General features: G+C 34.9%; 14 protein-coding genes and 1 other RNA gene. 8 read left to right on the forward strand and 7 right to left on the reverse strand.

Translation table 11 applies throughout. The features are described 5' to 3' along the window. The gene (gene ftcD, locus EA412_12495) at positions 1-993 is read right to left on the reverse strand and encodes a glutamate formimidoyltransferase (GenBank protein ID TVR76883.1); all 993 of its coding nucleotides are present in this window, start codon (positions 991-993) and stop codon (positions 1-3) included. 191 nt (positions 994-1,184) lie between these two features. On the opposite strand from ftcD, the gene EA412_12500 reads away from it, so the two are divergent. The 4 genes from EA412_12500 to EA412_12515 all read left to right on the forward strand — a co-directional run bounded on the left by EA412_12500 (position 1,185) and on the right by EA412_12515 (position 6,861). Beyond that, complete coding sequence (locus EA412_12500) at positions 1,185-1,769, forward strand: hypothetical protein (GenBank protein ID TVR76884.1); 585 nt, start codon at positions 1,185-1,187, stop codon at positions 1,767-1,769. A 147-nt stretch (positions 1,770-1,916) separates the two neighbouring features. Then, positions 1,917-2,294 (forward strand): anti-sigma factor antagonist, encoded by a 378-nt coding sequence (locus EA412_12505; protein TVR76885.1) that lies wholly within the window; start codon positions 1,917-1,919, stop codon positions 2,292-2,294. Continuing rightward, positions 2,287-3,207: a ribonuclease Z gene (locus tag EA412_12510; protein TVR76886.1), complete on the forward strand. Its 921-nt coding sequence runs from the start codon at positions 2,287-2,289 to the stop codon at positions 3,205-3,207. Before EA412_12505 ends, EA412_12510 begins: the two co-directional genes overlap by 8 nt. Before the next feature lie 216 nt (positions 3,208-3,423). Continuing rightward, positions 3,424-6,861 carry a hypothetical protein gene (locus EA412_12515; protein TVR76887.1) on the forward strand — a complete coding sequence of 1,146 codons (3,438 nt, stop codon included), beginning with the start codon at positions 3,424-3,426 and terminating at the stop codon, positions 6,859-6,861. Between the two features lie 4 nt (positions 6,862-6,865). On the opposite strand, the gene dnaB is transcribed toward EA412_12515, so the two are convergent. Next, the gene (gene dnaB, locus EA412_12520) at positions 6,866-8,419 is read right to left on the reverse strand and encodes a replicative DNA helicase (GenBank protein TVR76888.1); all 1,554 of its coding nucleotides are present in this window, start codon (positions 8,417-8,419) and stop codon (positions 6,866-6,868) included. Between the two features lie 206 nt (positions 8,420-8,625). Next, positions 8,626-10,251: an L-glutamate gamma-semialdehyde dehydrogenase gene (pruA, locus tag EA412_12525; protein TVR76889.1), complete on the reverse strand. Its 1,626-nt coding sequence runs from the start codon at positions 10,249-10,251 to the stop codon at positions 8,626-8,628. 259 nt (positions 10,252-10,510) lie between these two features. Here pruA and EA412_12530 point away from each other — a divergent pair, with 259 nt between their 5' ends. The 3 genes from EA412_12530 (at position 10,511) to lpdA (ending at position 15,176) form a co-directional block, all read left to right on the forward strand. Continuing rightward, positions 10,511-12,985, forward strand: coding sequence for a DNA translocase FtsK (locus tag EA412_12530; GenBank protein TVR76896.1), 2,475 nt, complete (start codon positions 10,511-10,513; stop codon positions 12,983-12,985). Between the two features lie 49 nt (positions 12,986-13,034). Next, a complete protein-coding gene (locus EA412_12535) occupies positions 13,035-13,706 on the forward strand; it encodes an outer membrane lipoprotein carrier protein LolA (protein TVR76890.1) in 672 nt (223 codons plus the stop codon). A gap of 78 nt (positions 13,707-13,784) precedes the next feature. Then, entirely contained in the window at positions 13,785-15,176 is a 1,392-nt protein-coding gene (lpdA, locus tag EA412_12540) for a dihydrolipoyl dehydrogenase (protein ID TVR76891.1), read from the forward strand. A 53-nt stretch (positions 15,177-15,229) separates the two neighbouring features. On the opposite strand, the gene EA412_12545 is transcribed toward lpdA, so the two are convergent. The 4 genes from EA412_12545 to EA412_12560 all read right to left on the reverse strand — a co-directional run bounded on the left by EA412_12545 (position 15,230) and on the right by EA412_12560 (position 18,501). Next, positions 15,230-16,594 (reverse strand): sigma-54-dependent Fis family transcriptional regulator, encoded by a 1,365-nt coding sequence (locus EA412_12545; GenBank protein ID TVR76892.1) that lies wholly within the window; start codon positions 16,592-16,594, stop codon positions 15,230-15,232. 44 nt (positions 16,595-16,638) lie between these two features. Next, positions 16,639-17,003, reverse strand: an RNA gene (gene rnpB / locus EA412_12550) — RNase P RNA component class A. Positions 17,004-17,070: 67 nt separating this feature from the next. Then, positions 17,071-18,000 carry a hypothetical protein gene (locus tag EA412_12555; protein TVR76893.1) on the reverse strand — a complete coding sequence of 310 codons (930 nt, stop codon included), beginning with the start codon at positions 17,998-18,000 and terminating at the stop codon, positions 17,071-17,073. A 21-nt stretch (positions 18,001-18,021) separates the two neighbouring features. Continuing rightward, on the reverse strand, positions 18,022-18,501 hold the full coding sequence (locus tag EA412_12560) for a response regulator (GenBank protein TVR76894.1): 480 nt from the start codon (positions 18,499-18,501) through the stop codon (positions 18,022-18,024). Between the two features lie 104 nt (positions 18,502-18,605). On the opposite strand from EA412_12560, the gene EA412_12565 reads away from it, so the two are divergent. Then, positions 18,606-19,473, forward strand: an 868-nt coding sequence (locus EA412_12565; protein TVR76895.1) for a polyprenyl synthetase family protein, incomplete at its 3' end; no start/stop codon positions are given.

Here is a 19,473-nt window from a genome sequence, read left to right on the forward strand (position 1 = left end):
CTAAAAATCAAGATTGAAATCAAGAATTTTTTCTTTAGGAATAAAGTCTTCATGTGCATTTAAGCCGAGATATTTAACTGTTATATCTATTAATTCTTCATCGCTTGCCATTTTTTTAATGCCTTCTTTTTTTAAAATAGAAGTCCCGCAGCTCTTAATTGCGTCTAAAGGCAACATTCCTACTATTTCAGAACCAATAATGTCAACACCATAGGCTGCGGACAGGTATTTAACCGTCTCAAAAACGTCAAAAATTGTGGTTTTTTTATAGTTTGTTAAATTCATGGAAACTTGAACACAATTATATGAAGGCATTTCCCAGCCTATCGCTTTCAGGTTTGAAAAAGCATGCTGCTTATTTTTTGAGGAAGTTCGGATTTGAGAGGCAATCTTTTGCGCAATTTTAACATCATTTGTATGTAAAGAGATATTAAAAGCTATAAGGATTTCTCTGGCACCAATACAGCTGGCCCCAAATGAAAAATGTGGCAATTCAGGCCCGAAATCCGGCTTCCAGTCTTTATGCTTCATCTTTTCTTCTAAATACCAAAAACCACCTTTACGAATATTTGAAAGTGCAATCCTTTCAGGTCTTTGGGCAGCAGATTCATAAAGATAAACAGGTATTTTAAGTTTTTCTGCTACTGTTTTACCAAACTCCTCTGCAATGGGAATCACCTCTTTTAAACTGATATTTTTTAAAGGTATAAAAGGACACACATCAACGGCACCTATGCATGGATGAGCACCGGTATGTATTCGCATGTCAATACTCTCCAACACAACTTTGTAAAAGCTCAGCATACCCTTAATTAGCATTTCCGGATTTCCAACTATGGTAAAAACAGTTCTGTTTGCGTCATATCCTGAATCAATATGCAGAAGTTGAACTCCTTTTTGCAAATCCAGTATATCAATCAATTTATGGATAACTTCCTCATTGCGACCTTCACTAATATTAGGTACACATTCTATAACCTTTTCACTACTCATTTTGTTATACTTTTAAAACTGGCATAATTATAGAGGTATATTAAATAGAATTTCATTGAAACATTTTTAAACAAATAAACGATATAATGAAATATGCAAAAATAGTTTAAGAAAATAAAGTCCTGTTCAAAAGATTATGTATTTGTAAAAACTCAATTATCTGAACAGGGATTTAATCAAAACACAAAGTTATGAATCAGCAATTAACAAATCAAAGAATCTTCCCATTAGGAATAATCCTTTTCGAAAAGGAGCAATCGTATCTGCATATTTTTGAACCAAAATATTTGCAGTTAATTAAAGATGCCCTCAACAGTGATTATACTTTTGCTATTCCCTATGTAGAAGATGGTGTTTTGACTGAAGTAGCCTCTTTGGTAAAGGTTAAGCAAATTGTTAAAAGATATCCTAACGGAACTTTTGATATAGCTATAGAAGGTCTGGGCAACTATTTTATGGACATGATTCATAGTGGAGATAAACTTTATGAAACTGCAGATATAAGCCGAATAAATACGGATACCATTTCCGGTATAACATTGACTACTCTTTTTCAGATGTTTATGGAAAAAAAGGAAAACATCGAAATGGATGATGAAAGGTTTAAACTGAGCTATATCGCTTCTCGTTTGCCACTTAATGTGCAGGAACGCTTTAACTTTCTGAATACTCCCAGAGTGACAAGTAAGCAAAAATTTCTAATTACTCAGATACGTTTTCAACTATTTATTTCTGAAATTGAATGCAGAATGGAGTATAATTTTTCCCTTAACTAATTTAGATACACTTAATAATTTTATAAATTATTACAGCTAAAGTTTGTAATGCTTTTATAACTTATTATTTTTGAATGTTCAAAATGTTCTCGTGTTTAGATTTTAAAATAACAGGCTTTTGAATATTAATTTTTTAAATTAGCACTTATGAAATACACTATAGAGAAAAATGAGAAATATACCATGTTCAGATTGGACGATGACAAACTGAACAATATAAATGCACCTAAGTTGAAGTCAGAGCTTGTAATTTTAAATGCCGGTGGCGTTAAAAACATTATTCTGGACATGAAAGATGTATCATTTGTAGATTCATCAGGCTTAAGCGCAATTTTAATTGGTAATCGTTTATGCAAAAATGCGAACGGAACCTTTGTCGTCACTAACTTAACCGAGTATGTGCATAAACTTGTAAAAATAAGTCAATTAGACTCTATCCTATCAATTATCCCTTCTAATGAAGAGGCAGTTGAATATGTAATGATGGAAGAGTTGGAAAGAGACTTGAAAAAAGATAATGAGTAAAAATGATTTTGAAGTTTTTATTTTAGGCTCAAATTCAGCATTACCGGTTAGTGGAAAGTATCCTACTGCACAGTTACTTAAAATTCATCACGACTATATACTTTTAGATTGTGGCGAAGGTACACAATTCAGACTCAACGATTTTAAACTTTCCAAAAGTAAAATCAATCACATATTCATTTCACATTTGCATGGAGATCATTTCTTTGGTTTGCCCGGATTATTGACCAGCTACAGGCTTTCCGGCAGAACTAAACCTTTACATATCTATAGCCATGAAGGCTTGGAAATGTTAATGCAAACCTTAATTAATCATAAAGAAGGTTTGACCTATGAAGTTTTTTACCATGAATTAAAAGAAGGCGAAGAAAAGATTTTGCTGGAAACAGAGTCTTACTCAGTTGAATCTGTTAAAATGATTCACAGAATTCCTTGCTTTGGATTTATCTTTAGAGAAAAGGAACATAAACGAAAAATTTTAAAAGAAAAAATAGAGCCTTTAAATCTATCACCTGAGGTGTTTCCAAAATTACAAAGTGGACAGGATGTAACTTTAGAAGATGGAAAAACTCTGTTGAATAAAGATTATACCTTCCCTCCGGAACCTTCCAGAGCTTATGCTTTTTTAGGCGATACAAGATATAACGAAGATGTTATTCCTAAGATTAAAGATGTGGATTTGCTCTATCATGAAACGACTTTTGCAGAAAGTGATGAAAAAATAGCCTTTGAAAGATATCATTCTACAAATTTTCAAGCGGCAGAAATTGCAAAAAAAGCAAGGGTTAAAAAGCTATTAATCGGGCATATATCAACCCGTTACAAGGATATAGAGTCTTTTGTAAATAATACTAAGCAATGGTTTTCAAATACAGCTTTTGCAGAAGAAGGGAAGTGGTTTAAAATCGGTTAGTTCAGGTTTTAACATAAATGAAATACATTAAGATAGCTGACGTTTGTTTTAGTTAGAGTAATCAATTTGAAGGATTTTATTTAAACAATATACTTTTATCCTGCTGTTTTGCTAATTTTAAGCCTGACAGTCCTCATTTAAAAGCTTGAATTGTATTCTACCAAAGAAATATTCGCGTTTCTATTTTTTAGCTTTTTGTTTATAAGCTCTAAGTCATTGTTTGCAAATGATGAAAGGCCTATAAGCAATCTTAGACAATATACTATTCCTTTTTCAGCAGATACAATCAAATTAGATACTTTAAGTATTTTACCTCAATCATTGGAAATCAGATTGAGTGAAAACAACGAACTGGTCCCTGAGAATCAATACCTGGTTGATTATGTTAATTCTTATCTTTTATTTTATCAAAATGTAACAGCTACGGATAGTTTGGTTGTTCGTTACAGAGTTTTTCCGGTAGATTTTTCTGAAGAATTTTACAAAAAAGATATAGAGCTGATTGAACAGGAAGATATTCTTATCAATCCTTTCAGATATGAGCCTCAGTCATTTGCCTCCGGGGGAGCTTTAGATTTTGGGAATATAGATTATTCAGGAAGTATCTCAAGAGGTTTATCTTTTGGAAATCAGCAGGATGTTGTGTTAAATTCCAGTTTAAACCTTCAGTTAAGAGGTATGATAACGGAGGATGTGGAAGTCTTAGCTGTTATTTCAGATAACAATATTCCCATACAACCTGAGGGGAATACACAACAATTGCAGGAATTTGACAGGGTGTATATACAGGTGCAATCAGCTAATCACAGATTGATAGCGGGAGATTATGATTTAAATAAAGAGGCTGATTTTTTCATGAGTTTCAGAAAGCGGTTGCAGGGAGCCAGCTACAAAGGAAATTGGGAGCTCCCGGCTAATCAGAGTTTGCAAACCGGATTGAGTTTTGCTGTTGCAAAGGGGCAATTTGCCAGAAACCGGCTGCCTGTTTCAGAAGGAAATCAGGGTCCCTACAGGTTAACGGGTAATAACGGAGAAACCTTTCTAATTGTACTTGCAGGTTCTGAAAGAGTGTTTATTGATGAGCAATTAATGACAAGAGGGGCAGACAGAGACTACGTTATTGATTATAATTTGGGAGAAATAACATTTACACCCAACCGAATGATAACCAAAGACTCCCGTGTTGAAGTTGAATTTGAATATTCCGATAGAAGTTACTTCCGCTCAATGGTGCATGCAGAAGCTGTTTATGAAGTTTCTCCCTCTGTTACTTTTGATTTTAACTTTTATAATGAACAGGATAATAAAAATCAGCCGGTCGTTCAGCAGCTGAATGAAGAACAGATTGAGTTTTTAGAACAATCGGGAGATGAAGTTGAACAGATTTTATTTCCGGGGGTGAGGCAAGAGGAATTTGATGCCGATCGAATAATGTATAAGCAGGTAGATACCGTAATTAACGGAGTTTTTTATGACTCCGTATATGTATATTCTACAAACAGCGATAGCGCAAATTATATTTTAACCTTTGCCTTCGTAGGGCAGGGAAACGGAAATTATGTTCCGGCACAAACTACGGCAAATGGGCGTGTTTATCAATGGGTGGCTCCCCAAAACGGCCAATTGAACGGAAGGTATGAGCCTGTAATAGTTTTAGCTCCACCGGAAAAAAGACAAATGGTAACAGTAGGTATGAACTGGAATCCGGATGACAGAACTAAAATGCGAACGGAATTGGCATACAGCGAATTTGATAGAAATACTTTCTCTGACCTGGACCAGGGGAATAATCAGGGGGTCGCTGCCAAAACTGCATGGAGCAGAGTTTTTAACCCTTTTCAAAATGATTCTATTTATATTAATACCACAATAGATTACGAATTTGCCAACAGAAATTTTAATCCCATAGAACGATACAGGCCGGTAGATTTTGATAGAAACTGGAACTATGTTTATAATGACAGCAACAGAGATGAGCATTTATTAAATGCAGAACTTGAAATTGGTAAAAAAACAAAAGGGTATTTCAGATATGGTTTTTCAAGTTTGTTTGTTGATGAATTGTATTCAGGATATGAAAACAGAATGCGCTCATTTGTTAATTTGGCTGGTTTTAATATCAGACCATCAATACGCTATTTGCAGTCTGAAGCAGGGGAGGAGGAAATTACTTTTTTTCGTCCGGGAATAGAAATAGACAGAAAGTTACCATTTACCAGAGGTTGGAAAGCCGGAGGAAATTATAATTACGAAGAAAATGTTTTGAGAAAAAGTTCTGATTCTCTTAGTTTAGCCAGCTTTAGGTTTTATACCTGGGGGGTATTTATAGAATCTCCTGACACAGCAGATGTTCAAACCCGCTTATCATATAAAGAGCGCACAGATTATTTACCGGATGATACTGATTTTAAATTTGAATCTACAGGCAGGAATATTCAATGGACAGGAGATGCACTATTTTTGAGAAACCATAATCTAAAATGGAATTTTACTTACAGATGGTTAGAAACAGCGGAATCAATAGATAATAGTGAAGAAGAAAGCAGATATTATCTTGGGCGGCTTGAGTATAATTTTTCATTCTTAAGAAATGTATTTAGAACCGGTTTGTTTTATGAATTAGGTTCCGGAAGGGAACAAAGAAGAGAGTTTACATATGTTGAAGTGCCGGATGGAAGAGGAAATTATATTTGGACAGATTATAATGACAATGGTATTAAAGAGTTGGATGAATTTGAACCGGCACCTCCCGGATTTGAAGATGAGGCGGTTTATATCAGAGTTTTCACTCCCACCAATGAGTTTGATGAAGTAAATATGACGGTTTTTAATGCGTCTCAAAACATAGACCCCGCAGCTGTATGGGCAACAGAAACCGGATTAAAGAGGTTTGTCAGCCGTTTTTCTACTCAATCAAATGTTCAAATTAACAGAAAGATTTTTGCCGGATCTACCAACACACCATTTAACCCTTTTAACCTTTCCGTAGATGACATAGCATTGGTTTCAGTTAATTCAACTATTCGGAATACCTTATTCATTAATCGTACCGGCAGAACATTTAATGCAGACTACTCTTATTCAGATAATAGAAACCGTTCTATATTGTTAAATGGCTTTGAATTAAGAACATTGGAAGAGCATTCATTGCAAAATCGTTTAAATTTAAGTCGTCAGTTTCAGTTAAATCTTAGATTGATACATTCCTTAAATATAAATGATTCAGAAGCTTTTGCAGACAGAGTTTACAGAATAAGAAATAATGAGGTTCAACCCAGAATCACTTATTTGCCAACCACAAATTTGCGTTTTAATTTATCCTATTTATTCTTTATTAAAAACAATGAAGTGGAGGGGCAGGAAGAAGCAATTCAACATCAGGGTAAGATAGAAGCAAGGTTTAGCAGAGCTGCCAGAAGTACGGTCAATCTATCCTTTTCTTATTCCCGTGTAGAGTATGATTTTTCTGCAAATACTCCGGTAGCTTTTGCCATGCTGCAAGGTTTACAGCCGGGAAACAATTATCAGTGGGTAATTGGCTACGACCAGAACATAGCTAATAATGTGCAATTAAGCCTTTCGTACGAAGGCAGGAAGACCGGCGAAGCAGATATGGTACATATTGGACGAGCTCAGGTAAGAGCACTTTTTTAAAGTTCTAAAAAGGTGCATCATCATCCATCGGAGGGAAGTTGGTTCCCGACTCAGGATTTTCATTACCCATATTTCTTTTTGATGGCATCACTTTAAAAGGTTCAGTCACATAAGGTGCCGGTTCAGAAAGAAAAGGGTCTTCGTCTAAATTAGCAAATTTTGCATATTGATCAATAAATCTGACTTTGATGTTTTCCAAACTTCCATTTCTGTGTTTAGCAACCATAATCTCAGCTATTCCTTTGTTTGAATTGCCATCTTCATCCTGATGAAGTCCATAATATTCAGGTCTGTATAAGAATATAACAAGGTCAGCATCCTGCTCAATTGCTCCGGATTCTCTCAAGTCGGATAATTGAGGTCTTTTGTCGCCTCCTCTTGATTCTACCGCACGACTTAACTGCGATAAAGCTATCACCGGGATATTAAGTTCTTTTGCCAGTCCTTTTAAAGCTCTGGAAATTTGACTAATTTCTTGTTCTCTGTTACCGGATTTATTATCTCCACCACCTGTCATCAACTGTAAATAATCTATTACGACCATATCGATATTCTGGTGTGCCTTCATACGACGACATTTTGCCCTCAGCTGATAAATGCTTATTGCAGGTGTGTCATCTATAAAAATCTGAGCTTTGTTTAACTGTTCTGATTTAATGGTTAATTGCGCCCATTCATTTTTTTCCAGATTTCCTTTTCTTAATTTTTCTGAAGGAATTTCAGCTTCAGAGGAGATAAGTCTTTTTGTTAACTGCACCGAGGACATTTCTAAAGAAAATAGTGCTACGGCTTTATTGTAGGTGACTGCTGCATTTCGGGCAACGCTCAGTGCAAATGAGGTTTTACCCATACCGGGTCTGGCAGCTATAATTATCAAATCTGATTTCTGAAAACCTGCTGTCACATTATCAAATTGAGCAAAACCGGTAGGCACTCCGGTAATTTCATCTGATTTACTAAGCTCTTCAATTTCTTTTATAGCTTCATTTACCAGACTGTTCATATCAAAAAAGTCTTTTCCAATGCCGTCATTTGCAATTTCAAACAACTTTTTTTCAGCTAAATCAAGTAAGTCAAAAGCATCTACGCCTTCCTCATAACCTTCTTTAACCAATTCCATGCAGGTATTTATCAGTTTTCTTAATAAATACTTTTCCTGCACTATTCTTGCGTGTGATTCTATGTGAGCGGTTGAACCTATTCTTTCAGATAGCTGTGTTATGTAATAAACCCCACCGACTTCTTCAATTTTACCCATTTTTCGGATTCGGTCTACTACGGTTAAAATGTCCACTGCTTTAGAATTTCCGTCTAAATATTCAATGGCTTCGTAAATGTATTGGTGAGCCGGTTCGTAAAAACTATCTTTAGTTAAAATTTCAAAGGCAGGTGGAAGCGCCGCTTTATCTAAAAGCATAGCACCTAAAACAATTTTTTCGGCATCAACGGCTTGAGGAGGTTTTTTCCCCAAAGTGAAACTATTGTCATGTATTAAATCAGTAAGTTTTTTTCCTTTACTCTGAAATTTTTCTTTTTTAGCCGAGATGTCTTTTTCCATTATTTTGTGTAATTACTATTTGATGTAAAAATAGATTGAAAATCAGTTTTAAAATAAAAAATGTCGAAAGAACTTTCAACAATTTTGAGGAAGATTTCAACTTTGATGTTAATTAGTCTTTAAAGTCAATTAGCTATTGGGTTTTAAAATAAAAAAAATCCGGGCATAGATTTTATACCCGGATTATATTAAAGATTAAAAATAATTTATTTATCTAAAAAAGGATAACGATAATCTTTAGCAGGAACAAAAGTTTCTTTAATTGTTCTTGCAGAAGTCCAGCGAAGTAAATTCATTAATGCTCCGGCCTTATCATTTGTTCCGGATGCTCTTCCACCTCCAAAAGGTTGTTGGCCGACCACGGCTCCCGTTGGTTTATCATTAATGTAAAAATTACCGGCGCTGTGTCTCAACATTTTCACAGCCTTGTCAATAGCATATCTGTCTTTAGAAAAGACAGCTCCTGTAAGTGCATAAGGAGAAGTATTATCAACTAATTCTAAGGTTTCTTCATACTTATCATCCTCGTAAACATAAATGGTCAGTACAGGTCCAAAAATTTCTTCAACCATAGTTGTATAAGAAGCATCTTTGGTTAAAAGAATGGTTGGCTCTATAAAGTAACCCTTAGATTTATCATAGTTTCCACCGGCAATGATTTCACAACCATCTTTTTTTGCCCGGTCAATATAAGCAGCTATTTTATCAAAAGACTTTTCATCAATAACAGCATTGATAAAATTGGAAAAGTCCTCGGGAGGACCCATCTTAAAATCTTTTAAATCATTTTGTATATTCTTTTTGACTGCCGGCCATAAGCTTTCAGGTATGTAACATCTGGAAGCCGCAGAACACTTTTGTCCCTGAAATTCAAAAGCTCCACGGGTCATTGCAGTAGATAATGCTTTAACATCAGAGCTGGGGTGTGCAATGATAAAATCTTTACCACCGGTCTCACCCACAATTCTCGGATAGCTTTTATATTTATGAATATTATTTCCGATAATTTTCCACATATTTTGAAAAACTCCGGTTGAACCGGTGAAATGAAGTCCGGCAAATTCTGAGTGATTGAAAATAATATCTCCGGTTTCAGGTCCGGGTGTATAAATAAGATTAATTACACCATCCGGAAGTCCGGCTTCTCTAAGAATTTCCATAACTACCCATGCAGAATAAATCTGACTAAATGCAGGCTTCCATACAACTGTATTGCCCATCATAGCAGGAGCAGAAGGTAAGTTGCCGGCTATAGAAGTGAAATTAAAAGGCGTAATTGCAAAAATAAAGCCCTCTAAAGCTCTGTGTTCCATTCTGTTCCAAATACCATCTGAAGATTGCGGTTGTTCATTATAAATCTGATAGACATATTCACAATTAAACTTCCAAAAATCGACTAATTCACATACGGCATCTATTTCGGATTGAAACGGGTTTTTAGATTGACATAACATGGTTGCTGCATTCATTTTAGCACGGTAAGGACCGGCCAGTAAATCAGCAGCCTTCATGAAAATCGATAATCTGTTTTCCCAGGAAAGGTTTTCCCATTCTTTTTTTGCTTTTAATGAAGCCTCTATAGCTTGATTAACATGTTGCTTGTCACCGGCACTAAAGTTGCCTAAATTATGGGATAAATCATGCGGAGGATGCATACTGACTCTTTTGTCGGTAAACACCTCTTTCCCGTCTATAAACATTGGAATTTCAATTTCTTTCGAACGCAAAGTTTCCAATGCTTTTTTTAATTCTTCTCTCTCTGAAGTCCCGGGTGCGTAGCTTAAAACAGGTTCATTTATAGCAATCGGGGGTTGAAATATAGCATTTGACATAGTTTTACTTTTTTTTCAAAATTATGAAAAATATAACTCTTACTAAACCGTATTGATACTTACTTATGTCATTTCTCCATTTTTTTCTCATTCAGGAAAAAAGAGTAGTATTGAGAATTGATTACAGAGTCTACTTCTATTATTGTTTAACTCTAAACTAAGCTTTATCTTTGAATGCTTTAATTAGAGAAAATTTATTAATCAGCAACTGAAAACAGCATCTATTTTTGGGATGCTTGATTTAAATAATCAGATTGAAATGGGTAAAACATCCAAAGCCGGGCAAGCAAAAACGGCGCAAAAAAAATCGGGTAAAACATCAAATGCTGATGGCAATGTAAAAAAAGGCACTATTTTAAAGGTCAGTGGCTTATTACTTTTGCTTATTTCACTATTTCTGTTTATTTCTTTTACTTCTTATTTATTTACCTATAAAGTAGATAACTCTGAAGTTTTTAATAATCCGTGGAATTACCTATTCAGTATAAATGAAAGTGAAGAGCTTCATTTTGAATCTCCTTCAAATATTATGGGCAGGGTAGGAGCAGTAACTGCACATATCTTTATCTACAATGGTTTTGGTATTGCTTCTTATGGATGGGTCTATCTTTTTTTTATTTTAGGTATAAATTTAATTTTCAGGAAGTCAATATTTAAGTTTCTAAAAAACCTGAAATATACTTTTTTGGCCGTAATATGGCTGTCCGTTACACTTTCCTTTCTATTTGGTAATATGAAATTTCCTTTTGGTGGAGTTTTTGGAAACTCACTTGCACTCAGGGGTGCCGATGGTTTGAACAGCGGTTGGTTAATAGAATTTTCGGGAAGTATAGGCACAGCTTTAATTATTTTATTTTCTTTGGTTATTTTCCTTACCGTGCTCTATAACTTCAACTTTGAAAATCTTTTGAAATTAAGTTTTTGGAAAGGGGTTATCACGGATAAACGTGTAAATGAAAAAGATGAATCATTTACACAGGCAGATGATTTTAATGAACAGAAATATGAAGTTGATAATGCCGGCATAGAAGAAGATGAAGACTTTGTAGAAAAAACAACGGATATTAAAGAGGAAATAGAAGATGACTTTGAAATAGAATTCACTCAGGAAACTAAAGCAGAAGAACCCAAGACCGAAAAACCGAAAGAGGATGAAAAGGAAGAAGATTTAGATTTACAAATTGAAAAAGTGAGTGAAGAGAAAGAGGCTGATCCGGGTTCTATAGAAAGTACATATGATCCGACTGCTGAGCTTTCAGATTTTAAATTTCCTACCCTTGATTTACTGATAGAATATAGTGAAGAAGGTGTGCAAATTGATGAAGAGGAATTGCATAAAAATAAAAGACAAATCGTCGAGACACTCAAAAATTACAATATAGAAATCTCTAAGATTAAGGCAACCATTGGTCCGACGGTTACATTGTATGAAATAATTCCGGCACCGGGAGTTAGAATCAGTAAGATTAAAAATCTGGAAGATGATATAGCTTTAAGTTTGGCAGCTTTGGGTATTCGTATAATTGCGCCTATTCCGGGTAAGGGAACAATTGGAATTGAAGTGCCAAATGTAAATAAGCGTACAGTTGGTATGCGTTCATTACTTGCTTCAGAAAAGTTTCAGCATTCAAAAATGTCCTTACCGATGGCATTGGGAAAAAATATTGCCAATGAAATTTTTATTGCTGATTTAGCTACCATGCCTCACCTTTTGATGGCAGGTGCTACCGGGCAAGGTAAGTCTGTGGGTTTAAATGCTATTTTGGTATCATTACTATATAAGAAACATCCTTCAGAATTAAAATTTGTATTAGTAGACCCGAAAAAGGTTGAGTTAACACTTTTCAGACAAATTGAGCAGCATTATTTAGCCCAGTTACCGGGTGCGGGTGAACCAATAATTACGGACACTAAGGAAGTTATTTATACACTTCGGGCCTTATGTCAGGAAATGGATGATCGTTATGAATTATTAAAAATTGCGGCAGTTCGTAATATTAAAGAGTATAATGCAAAGTTTTTGGCCAGGCGATTAAATCCACAGAACGGCCATAAATACATGCCTTTCATTGTATTGGTTATTGATGAGTTTGCTGACTTAATGATGACTGCCGGTAAAGAAATTGAAACTCCTATCGCTCGTTTAGCTCAATTGGCACGTGCTATCGGCATACATTTGATTATAGCTACCCAAAGGCCTTCTGTAAATATTATTACAGGAACTATTAAGGCGAACTTTCCGGCCAGAATTGCTTTTAAAGTTTCTTCAAAAGTTGACTCCAGAACTATACTGGATGGCGGCGGAGCGGATCAGCTAATCGGAAGGGGAGATATGTTGCTTTCAATTGGAGGCGATATGATAAGGCTTCAGTGCGGATTTGTAGATACTCCGGAAGTCGAAAATGTTACTTCTTTCATTGGTGATCAAAGAGGATTCCCGGAGCCATATCTATTACCTGAAGTTGAAATGGATGACACAGATGAAACCGGAGATACAGATTCAGGTCCAAGAGATGCAAGATTTGAAGAGGCAGCCCGCTTAATCGTGCAACTTCAACAAGGCTCTACTTCTTTAATTCAAAGAAGATTAGGCGTTGGCTATGCCCGGGCAGGTAAACTTATCGATCAAATGGCTGCCGTGGGAATTGTCGGTCCGCATAAAGGAAGTAAAGCCAGGGAAGTACTTATCAAAGATGAAATGGAATTGGAACAATTTTTGAACAATTTAAATTGATTAATCATAGTTTGTATATAGTTTAATAATTCCCAGTAAAAAAATAAGCATGAATATTTACAGCAGCACACTTTTCCTGATTTTATTTGCATTTTCAACTTCATTGATAGCCCAGCCGACAGCCGGCCATTTAGGAGAAAGTGATCCAAGAGCCCAGAAAGTTTTAGACCGCCTGAGTGAGAAGTATAAAAAGTTTAATACGGTAAGAACAGATTTTATACTTACCATAGAAAGTGTAGAAGACGATATTAATGAAAAGCAAGAAGGAAAGCTTTTTTTGAAGGGAGATAAATTTCGTTTAGAGTTTGAAGATCAATTGATAATTTCTGATAACAAAACGATATGGACTTATCTAAAAGATGTTGAAGAGGTGAATATCAATGTTTATGAAGAAGATGAAAATTCTATCTCACCATCAGAGCTTTTTACAATTTATGAGCGGGACTTTTTATATCTTCTGGCTGAAGAGTGGAGGGAAGGAAACCGAAACTATCAGAAGGTTTCACTCACACCTATCGATAAAAGTTTATCATATTTTAAGATTGATATGATAATAGAAAAAAACAGTAACACTTTTGTGAGTGCTAAAATATTTGATAAAAGTGGATTAAGATTTACCTATGAAATGGAAAATTTTGAAGGAAATCCTAATTTATCTAATGCTTTGTTTAATTTTGACCCCAAAAATCACCCTAATGTCATGGTAAATGACTTGAGGTAATTTGCAGTAAAAGCTTAAGCAGATATTTTTTAAATAAAAAATGCTGAAGTCAAATATTAAAATAAAATTTTTGAAAGTATGAATTATGATGTAATTGTTATTGGAAGCGGTCCGGGAGGATATGTGGCTGCAATTAGGGCGGCACAACTTGATTTAAAAGTTGCTGTTATAGAGAAGGCTGAATTAGGCGGCGTTTGTTTAAATTGGGGTTGTATTCCTACAAAAGCGCTATTAAAAAGTGCCCAGGTTTTTGAATATCTCAATCATGCAGAAGATTATGGAATTAAATTGGGAAAAGCCGAGGTAGATTTTAGTTCTATGGTAAAAAGAAGCCGTGGATCAGCGGATAAGATGTCTAAAGGAATTCAGTTTTTAATGAAAAAAAATAAAATTGAAGTTATAGAGGGCACAGCAAAGCTGAAGAAAGATAAGTCAGTAGAGGTTGAACAAAAAGACGGAAAAAAGAAAGATTATAAGGCTAAAAATATCATTATCGCAACAGGAGCCAGAAGCAGAGAGTTGCCATCTATCAAACAGGACGGAGAAAAAGTAATCGGATACAGAAAGGCAATGGTTTTGGAAAAACAACCCAAGTCGATGGTTATAGTTGGGGCAGGTGCGATTGGAGTTGAGTTTGCTTATTTCTATAATTCAATTGGTACAGAAGTTACTTTAGTTGAATACATGCCAAATATTGTACCGGCTGAGGATACCGATATTTCTAAGGAACTGACCAGAATATTTAAAAAGAAGGGTATCAAAATTATGACGGAAACATCTGTTGAATCCATTGATACTTCCGGTAAAAATTGTAAAGTAAAAATCAAAGGTCCGAAAAAGGAAGAAACCATAGAGGCTGAAATAGTACTATCAGCAGCCGGTGTTTCACCTAATGTAGAAGGTATAGGTCTGGAAGAGCTAAACATTAAGCAAGAGAAAAGTGGACATATAGTTGTTGATGAATTTTATAAAACTAGTGTTGATGGTATTTATGCCATTGGGGATGTTATTCCCGGTCCGGCTTTAGCTCATGTTGCTTCAGCAGAAGGTATTTTGTGTGTTGAAAAAATTGCCGGTCAAAATCCGGAGCCGATAAAATATGAAAATGTCCCGGCATGTACTTATTGCCATCCGGAAATTGCATCTGTAGGTTTAACCGAAGCACAAGCTAAAGAAAAGGGTTATGAACTTAAGATAGGAAGATTTCCTTTTTCAGCTTCCGGAAAAGCATCCGCAGCCGGACATACGGAAGGTTTTATTAAGCTCATTTTTGATGCTAAATATGGAGAATGGCTGGGCGCTCATTTTATAGGAGCTAATGTGACTGAAATGATTGCAGAAGCCGTTGTAGCTAAAAACCTGGAAACTACAGGCCATGAAATAATAAAATCAATACATCCGCATCCAACTATGTCGGAAGCGATAATGGAAGCAGCAGCTGCTGCTTATGATGAAGTTATTCATTTGTAGAGACCAAATAAATAGATGATAAAAAAAAGCCGCTAATTTAGCGGCTTTTTTTATTAGGCGTTTTCTCTTTTTATTTGATACTTTTCAATTTTGTTATACAAATGGCTTCTTTGAATATCTATTTCTTCTGCTGTTTTTGAAATATTCCAATTATGCCTGTTTAGTTTATGTTCAATAAACAGCTTCTCCATATGCTCTTTAAAATCCTGAAACTTTTTGTGATTTTTAAAGAAATCAGAACTATTAGCCACAACCGACTGCCCCTGATTTACAAACTTTTTTACTTCTTCTTCAGAGATTCTCTTATCTGAAAGTATGATTAACCTTTCAATAACATTTCGAAGTTCTCTGATATTTCCTGTCCAATTAAGTTTTCTCAACTCTTCAAGTGCGGCAGGTGTGATTGTTTTTACAGGCATGCCGTAATCTTCGCAAATTTCTTTCACAAATTTTTCTGAAAGAAGCGGAACATCTTCATTTCTGTCATTTAATGAAGGAACGTGAATGAGAATTACACTGAGTCGGTGATACAAATCCATTCGAAATTTATTTGCATCAATTTCCTCTATGAGGTTTTTATTAGTTGCTGCAATTACGCGAACATCAACAGTTAATTCCTTGTCACCTCCAACCCGCATAATTTTACTTTCTTGCAATGCCCTGAGAACTTTTGCCTGAGCAGATAAACTCATGTCTCCAATCTCATCTAAAAACAAAGTCCCTCCATTTGCTTGTTCAAATTTTCCGATTCTTTGTTTAATAGCAGAAGTAAAGGCTCCTTTTTCATGCCCGAATAATTCACTTTCAATTAGTTCAGCCGGTATTGCAGCACAGTTTACTTCAATTAAAGGACCGGATGCTCTGTGACTTTTTTCATGAATCCAGCGGGCAACCAATTCTTTACCCGTACCATTGTCACCGGTTATGAGAACACGGGCTTCTGTTGGGGCTACTTTTTCTATGGTATCTTTAATCTTTTTTATAGCTGGAGAATCCCCTATAATTTCTCGTGTTTTTGATACTTTTCGCTTTAAAACTTTAGTTTCTAAAATAAGTGAACTTTTGTCTAAAGCATTTCTTATTGTAATTAAAAGTCTGTTTAAATCCGGGGGTTTAGAAATAAAATCAAAAGCTCCTTTTTTTACACAATCTACTGCTGTTTCTATATTGGCATGACCGGAAATCATTAAAAAAGGTGTCTCCTGAACAATGTCCATAGCTTCTTCCAGCACCTCAACACCATCCTTTTTAGGCATTTTTATATCTAATAAAACCAAATCATAGTTTCCGGACTTAATTTTACTTAGTCCTTCTTCTCCGTCTACAGCTTCCTCAACAGTATAACCTTCATATTCAAGAATCTCTCTTAATGTGGTTCTTATCATCTTTTCGTCATCGACGATTAATATCTTTGCCATTTCAATTTTTTCTTATAGAGAATTCAATAATTAAGCCAAAAAAAAATGGATATAAACCTGTAAGCCGGGTTCTGTTCACTGACGAATCAGTTTCTATCATTTATCTAGGCCATGAGTCACCCCATGGCTCCATCGGCATACCCTTTTCGAAAAACCGGGCGAGCAACCCGGCAGCTTACGCTTTCGAAATTTATTTTGCCTTTCAACCCGCAAGGTTTACCCCCGTAAGTACTTACCATACGTACGCAGTGAGGATTAACTCACTTTTTCACCTTTATCTGTAAACAGATAGTTATTTTCTGTGGCACTTTCTGTGTCTTAATGACCTCTCCAGTTAGGAGATGCGGCGCTCTTTGTTGCCCGGACTTTCCTCTTCAGCCTAAACTGAAGCGATAGAACGGTTCATATCCACTGTCTATTATTTTAGACGAATTTTGTAACAAATATAGTTTATTCCAAGTTCAAATTAAACTTAATTATTTGAAATTAATCTCCGAAGCACCTCCGGCATATCTCTTTGAATGCAAAGTTTTGATGCTTACTATTTCAGAATATTTTTCCTTCAGCTTTAATACTTCATTTTTTAAAGTGCCTTTCCCATGTCCGTGAATCACAACCAACCGCCATAAACCTTCCTTAATGGCATTGTCAATTTCTTTTTCCAGATAATTTATCTGAAAAATAAGCCTTTCATTTTTGGGTATATTTAGATTGTCGGGTATTTTATCAAAGTGAATATCAATTTCTTTTTCCAAAAGGATCGAATTCTTTTTCTTATTTGGTAGAGATTTCTTTAATTCTTCTACTATGTGCATATCTATAGCAAGTTTCTCTTTGCTTTTTTTATGAGTGCTGTAAAGTTCAAAAAGTATCCCATTTTCATCATCCATTAATGGAAGAGTTGTTTTTAACTTTTCAAAATGCTTTACCTTGAGAAGTTTTTCTGTCTCTATGCCCTTTTCATTTATATCATTACTGAGACTTATGTTAGAGATATACTTGAGATTATTATTTAAAAAGGAGAATGGGCATGAGTAAAGTAAGACAGAACTTTTAGCAACTGAAATTAAAGGGTGCTTAAAAAGTTCAGAATCTCTGTCTCTGAAAGTAATTTTCACATTGAAACTAAACGAAGTATCATTTATCAGATAGAATCGAATTTCCTTGTTTAAAGGAGTACCTTCATTTTCAATTACACATCCGAGATATATGAGCTCTTTAGCCAAAGGTTTGTTTTGAATTGAACTTGTCTGATTAAAAAGTACTAAATCTTTTTTTTTGGCCAATTGAATGCTGCCATCACTTTTGGTAATTTCAAAAATATTTTTTCTGTGAATAGCCGTGATGACTCCTATGTAATTGTCTTGAATATGTCTTACATTATCCCCTATATTAAATACTTTCATTAGCTAAAAAGCAGATTAACTTTAATATTCTTTTCTTTCAGGAAGCAAAACAGTATTGAACCAAAAATCATTCAATTCTTTAAAGGTTTCCAGAAACTGATTAAAGTCAAGGGGTTTGGTTAGATATGAATTTGCATTTAAGGAGTAGGTCTCGTTAATATCATGCTCAGCATTTGAAGTGGTAAGGATACAAACCGGTATTCGTCTAAGTTTTTGATGTGTTTTAATATACTTTAAAACTTCTCGTCCATCTTTTTTAGGCAAGTTCAAATCAAGTAAAATTAAATCCGGCCAACCTTTTTTTAGGTGTTGTGCCTCTTCAAGAAATTCTATAACTTGTTCACCATCCATTAATACGGTTAAATCAACATCTAAACCGAGGTGCATTATCACTTCTTTTGCAAGCATAATATCCCCGGGATTATCCTCAACCAGGACAATGCATCTCTTTTTTTCTATTTTTGTATTCGTATTCAAGTATGTAAAGCTAAAAAAAAACATAAAAAAAATCACATAAATATATATGTTTTTGAGTTTTGGATAGATTTTTTTAAACACTTCGCAGGCATTTACTATTAAATATTATATTCGTCAAAATTTTTACAATGCTCACAATCGAAAATGCCATTCAAAGTTTCAATCAATATTTGGACAAAGCTTCTATACCGAAAAATCCTTCAAATCTTTATGAACCCGTAAGCTATATGATGAGTTTGGGCGGAAAGCGCCTTAGGCCGGCCTTGTTACTTATATCCGGAAGTATGTTTGGCAATTTAAATGACTCTGCTTATAAGTTGGCACTTGCAGTTGAATGGTTTCATAATTTTACTTTGATGCATGATGACATAATGGATAATGCAGATTTAAGAAGGGGAAAAACTACGGTTTGGAAAAAATACGACTTAAATACAGGTATTTTATCAGGTGATGTTATGTTATTACAGGCTTTCCAATACATCAATAGCATCGAGGATAAGGAAAAGCTTCCCGCAATACTGACTGCATTTAATAAAGCCGCTACATTGGTTTGTGAAGGACAACAGGAAGATATTGATTATGAAAAGCGAAATGATGTAAATGCTGACGAGTACTTGTCTATGATAGGTAAAAAAACGGCCGCTTTACTTGCTTGTAGCTTACAAATGGGAGCTATGATTAATAGCGCAGAAGACTTTGTTGCTAAGGCTTTATATGATTTTGGATGGAATCTTGGAGTTGCTTTTCAATTAAAAGATGATTATTTGGATGCTTATGGGGATCCGGAAAAATTCGGAAAAAAGAAGGGTGGCGATATTTTAATGAATAAAAAAACATTTTTGTTGATTAAGGCTCAGGAGCTGGCTAAGGGAAAAAATGAATCCCTACTAAATAAAATGTTAAAAATTACAGATGACAGTGATGAAAAAATTGAGGAAATACTCGATTTATATGACAAACTGAATATTGAAAAAATAACCAGAGAAACAATTTTAG

Source organism: Chitinophagaceae bacterium (assembly GCA_007695095.1).
Lineage (GTDB): Bacteria > Bacteroidota > Bacteroidia > Chitinophagales > REEL01 > REEL01.

Bases quoted from the DNA above. Each gene is read 5' to 3' on its own strand.
- ftcD (TVR76883.1), bottom strand. From the start codon at position 993: ATGAGTAGTGAAAAGGTTATAGAATGTGTACCTAATATTAGTGAAGGT.
- EA412_12500 (TVR76884.1), top strand. From the start codon at position 1,185: ATGAATCAGCAATTAACAAATCAAAGAATCTTCCCATTAGGAATAATC.
- EA412_12505 (TVR76885.1), top strand. From the start codon at position 1,917: ATGAAATACACTATAGAGAAAAATGAGAAATATACCATGTTCAGATTG.
- EA412_12510 (TVR76886.1), top strand. From the start codon at position 2,287: ATGAGTAAAAATGATTTTGAAGTTTTTATTTTAGGCTCAAATTCAGCA.
- dnaB (TVR76888.1), bottom strand. From the start codon at position 8,419: ATGGAAAAAGACATCTCGGCTAAAAAAGAAAAATTTCAGAGTAAAGGA.
- pruA (TVR76889.1), bottom strand. From the start codon at position 10,251: ATGTCAAATGCTATATTTCAACCCCCGATTGCTATAAATGAACCTGTT.
- EA412_12530 (TVR76896.1), top strand. From the start codon at position 10,511: ATGGGTAAAACATCCAAAGCCGGGCAAGCAAAAACGGCGCAAAAAAAA.
- EA412_12535 (TVR76890.1), top strand. From the start codon at position 13,035: ATGAATATTTACAGCAGCACACTTTTCCTGATTTTATTTGCATTTTCA.
- lpdA (TVR76891.1), top strand. From the start codon at position 13,785: ATGAATTATGATGTAATTGTTATTGGAAGCGGTCCGGGAGGATATGTG.
- EA412_12545 (TVR76892.1), bottom strand. From the start codon at position 16,594: ATGGCAAAGATATTAATCGTCGATGACGAAAAGATGATAAGAACCACA.
- EA412_12555 (TVR76893.1), bottom strand. From the start codon at position 18,000: ATGAAAGTATTTAATATAGGGGATAATGTAAGACATATTCAAGACAAT.
- EA412_12560 (TVR76894.1), bottom strand. From the start codon at position 18,501: ATGTTTTTTTTTAGCTTTACATACTTGAATACGAATACAAAAATAGAA.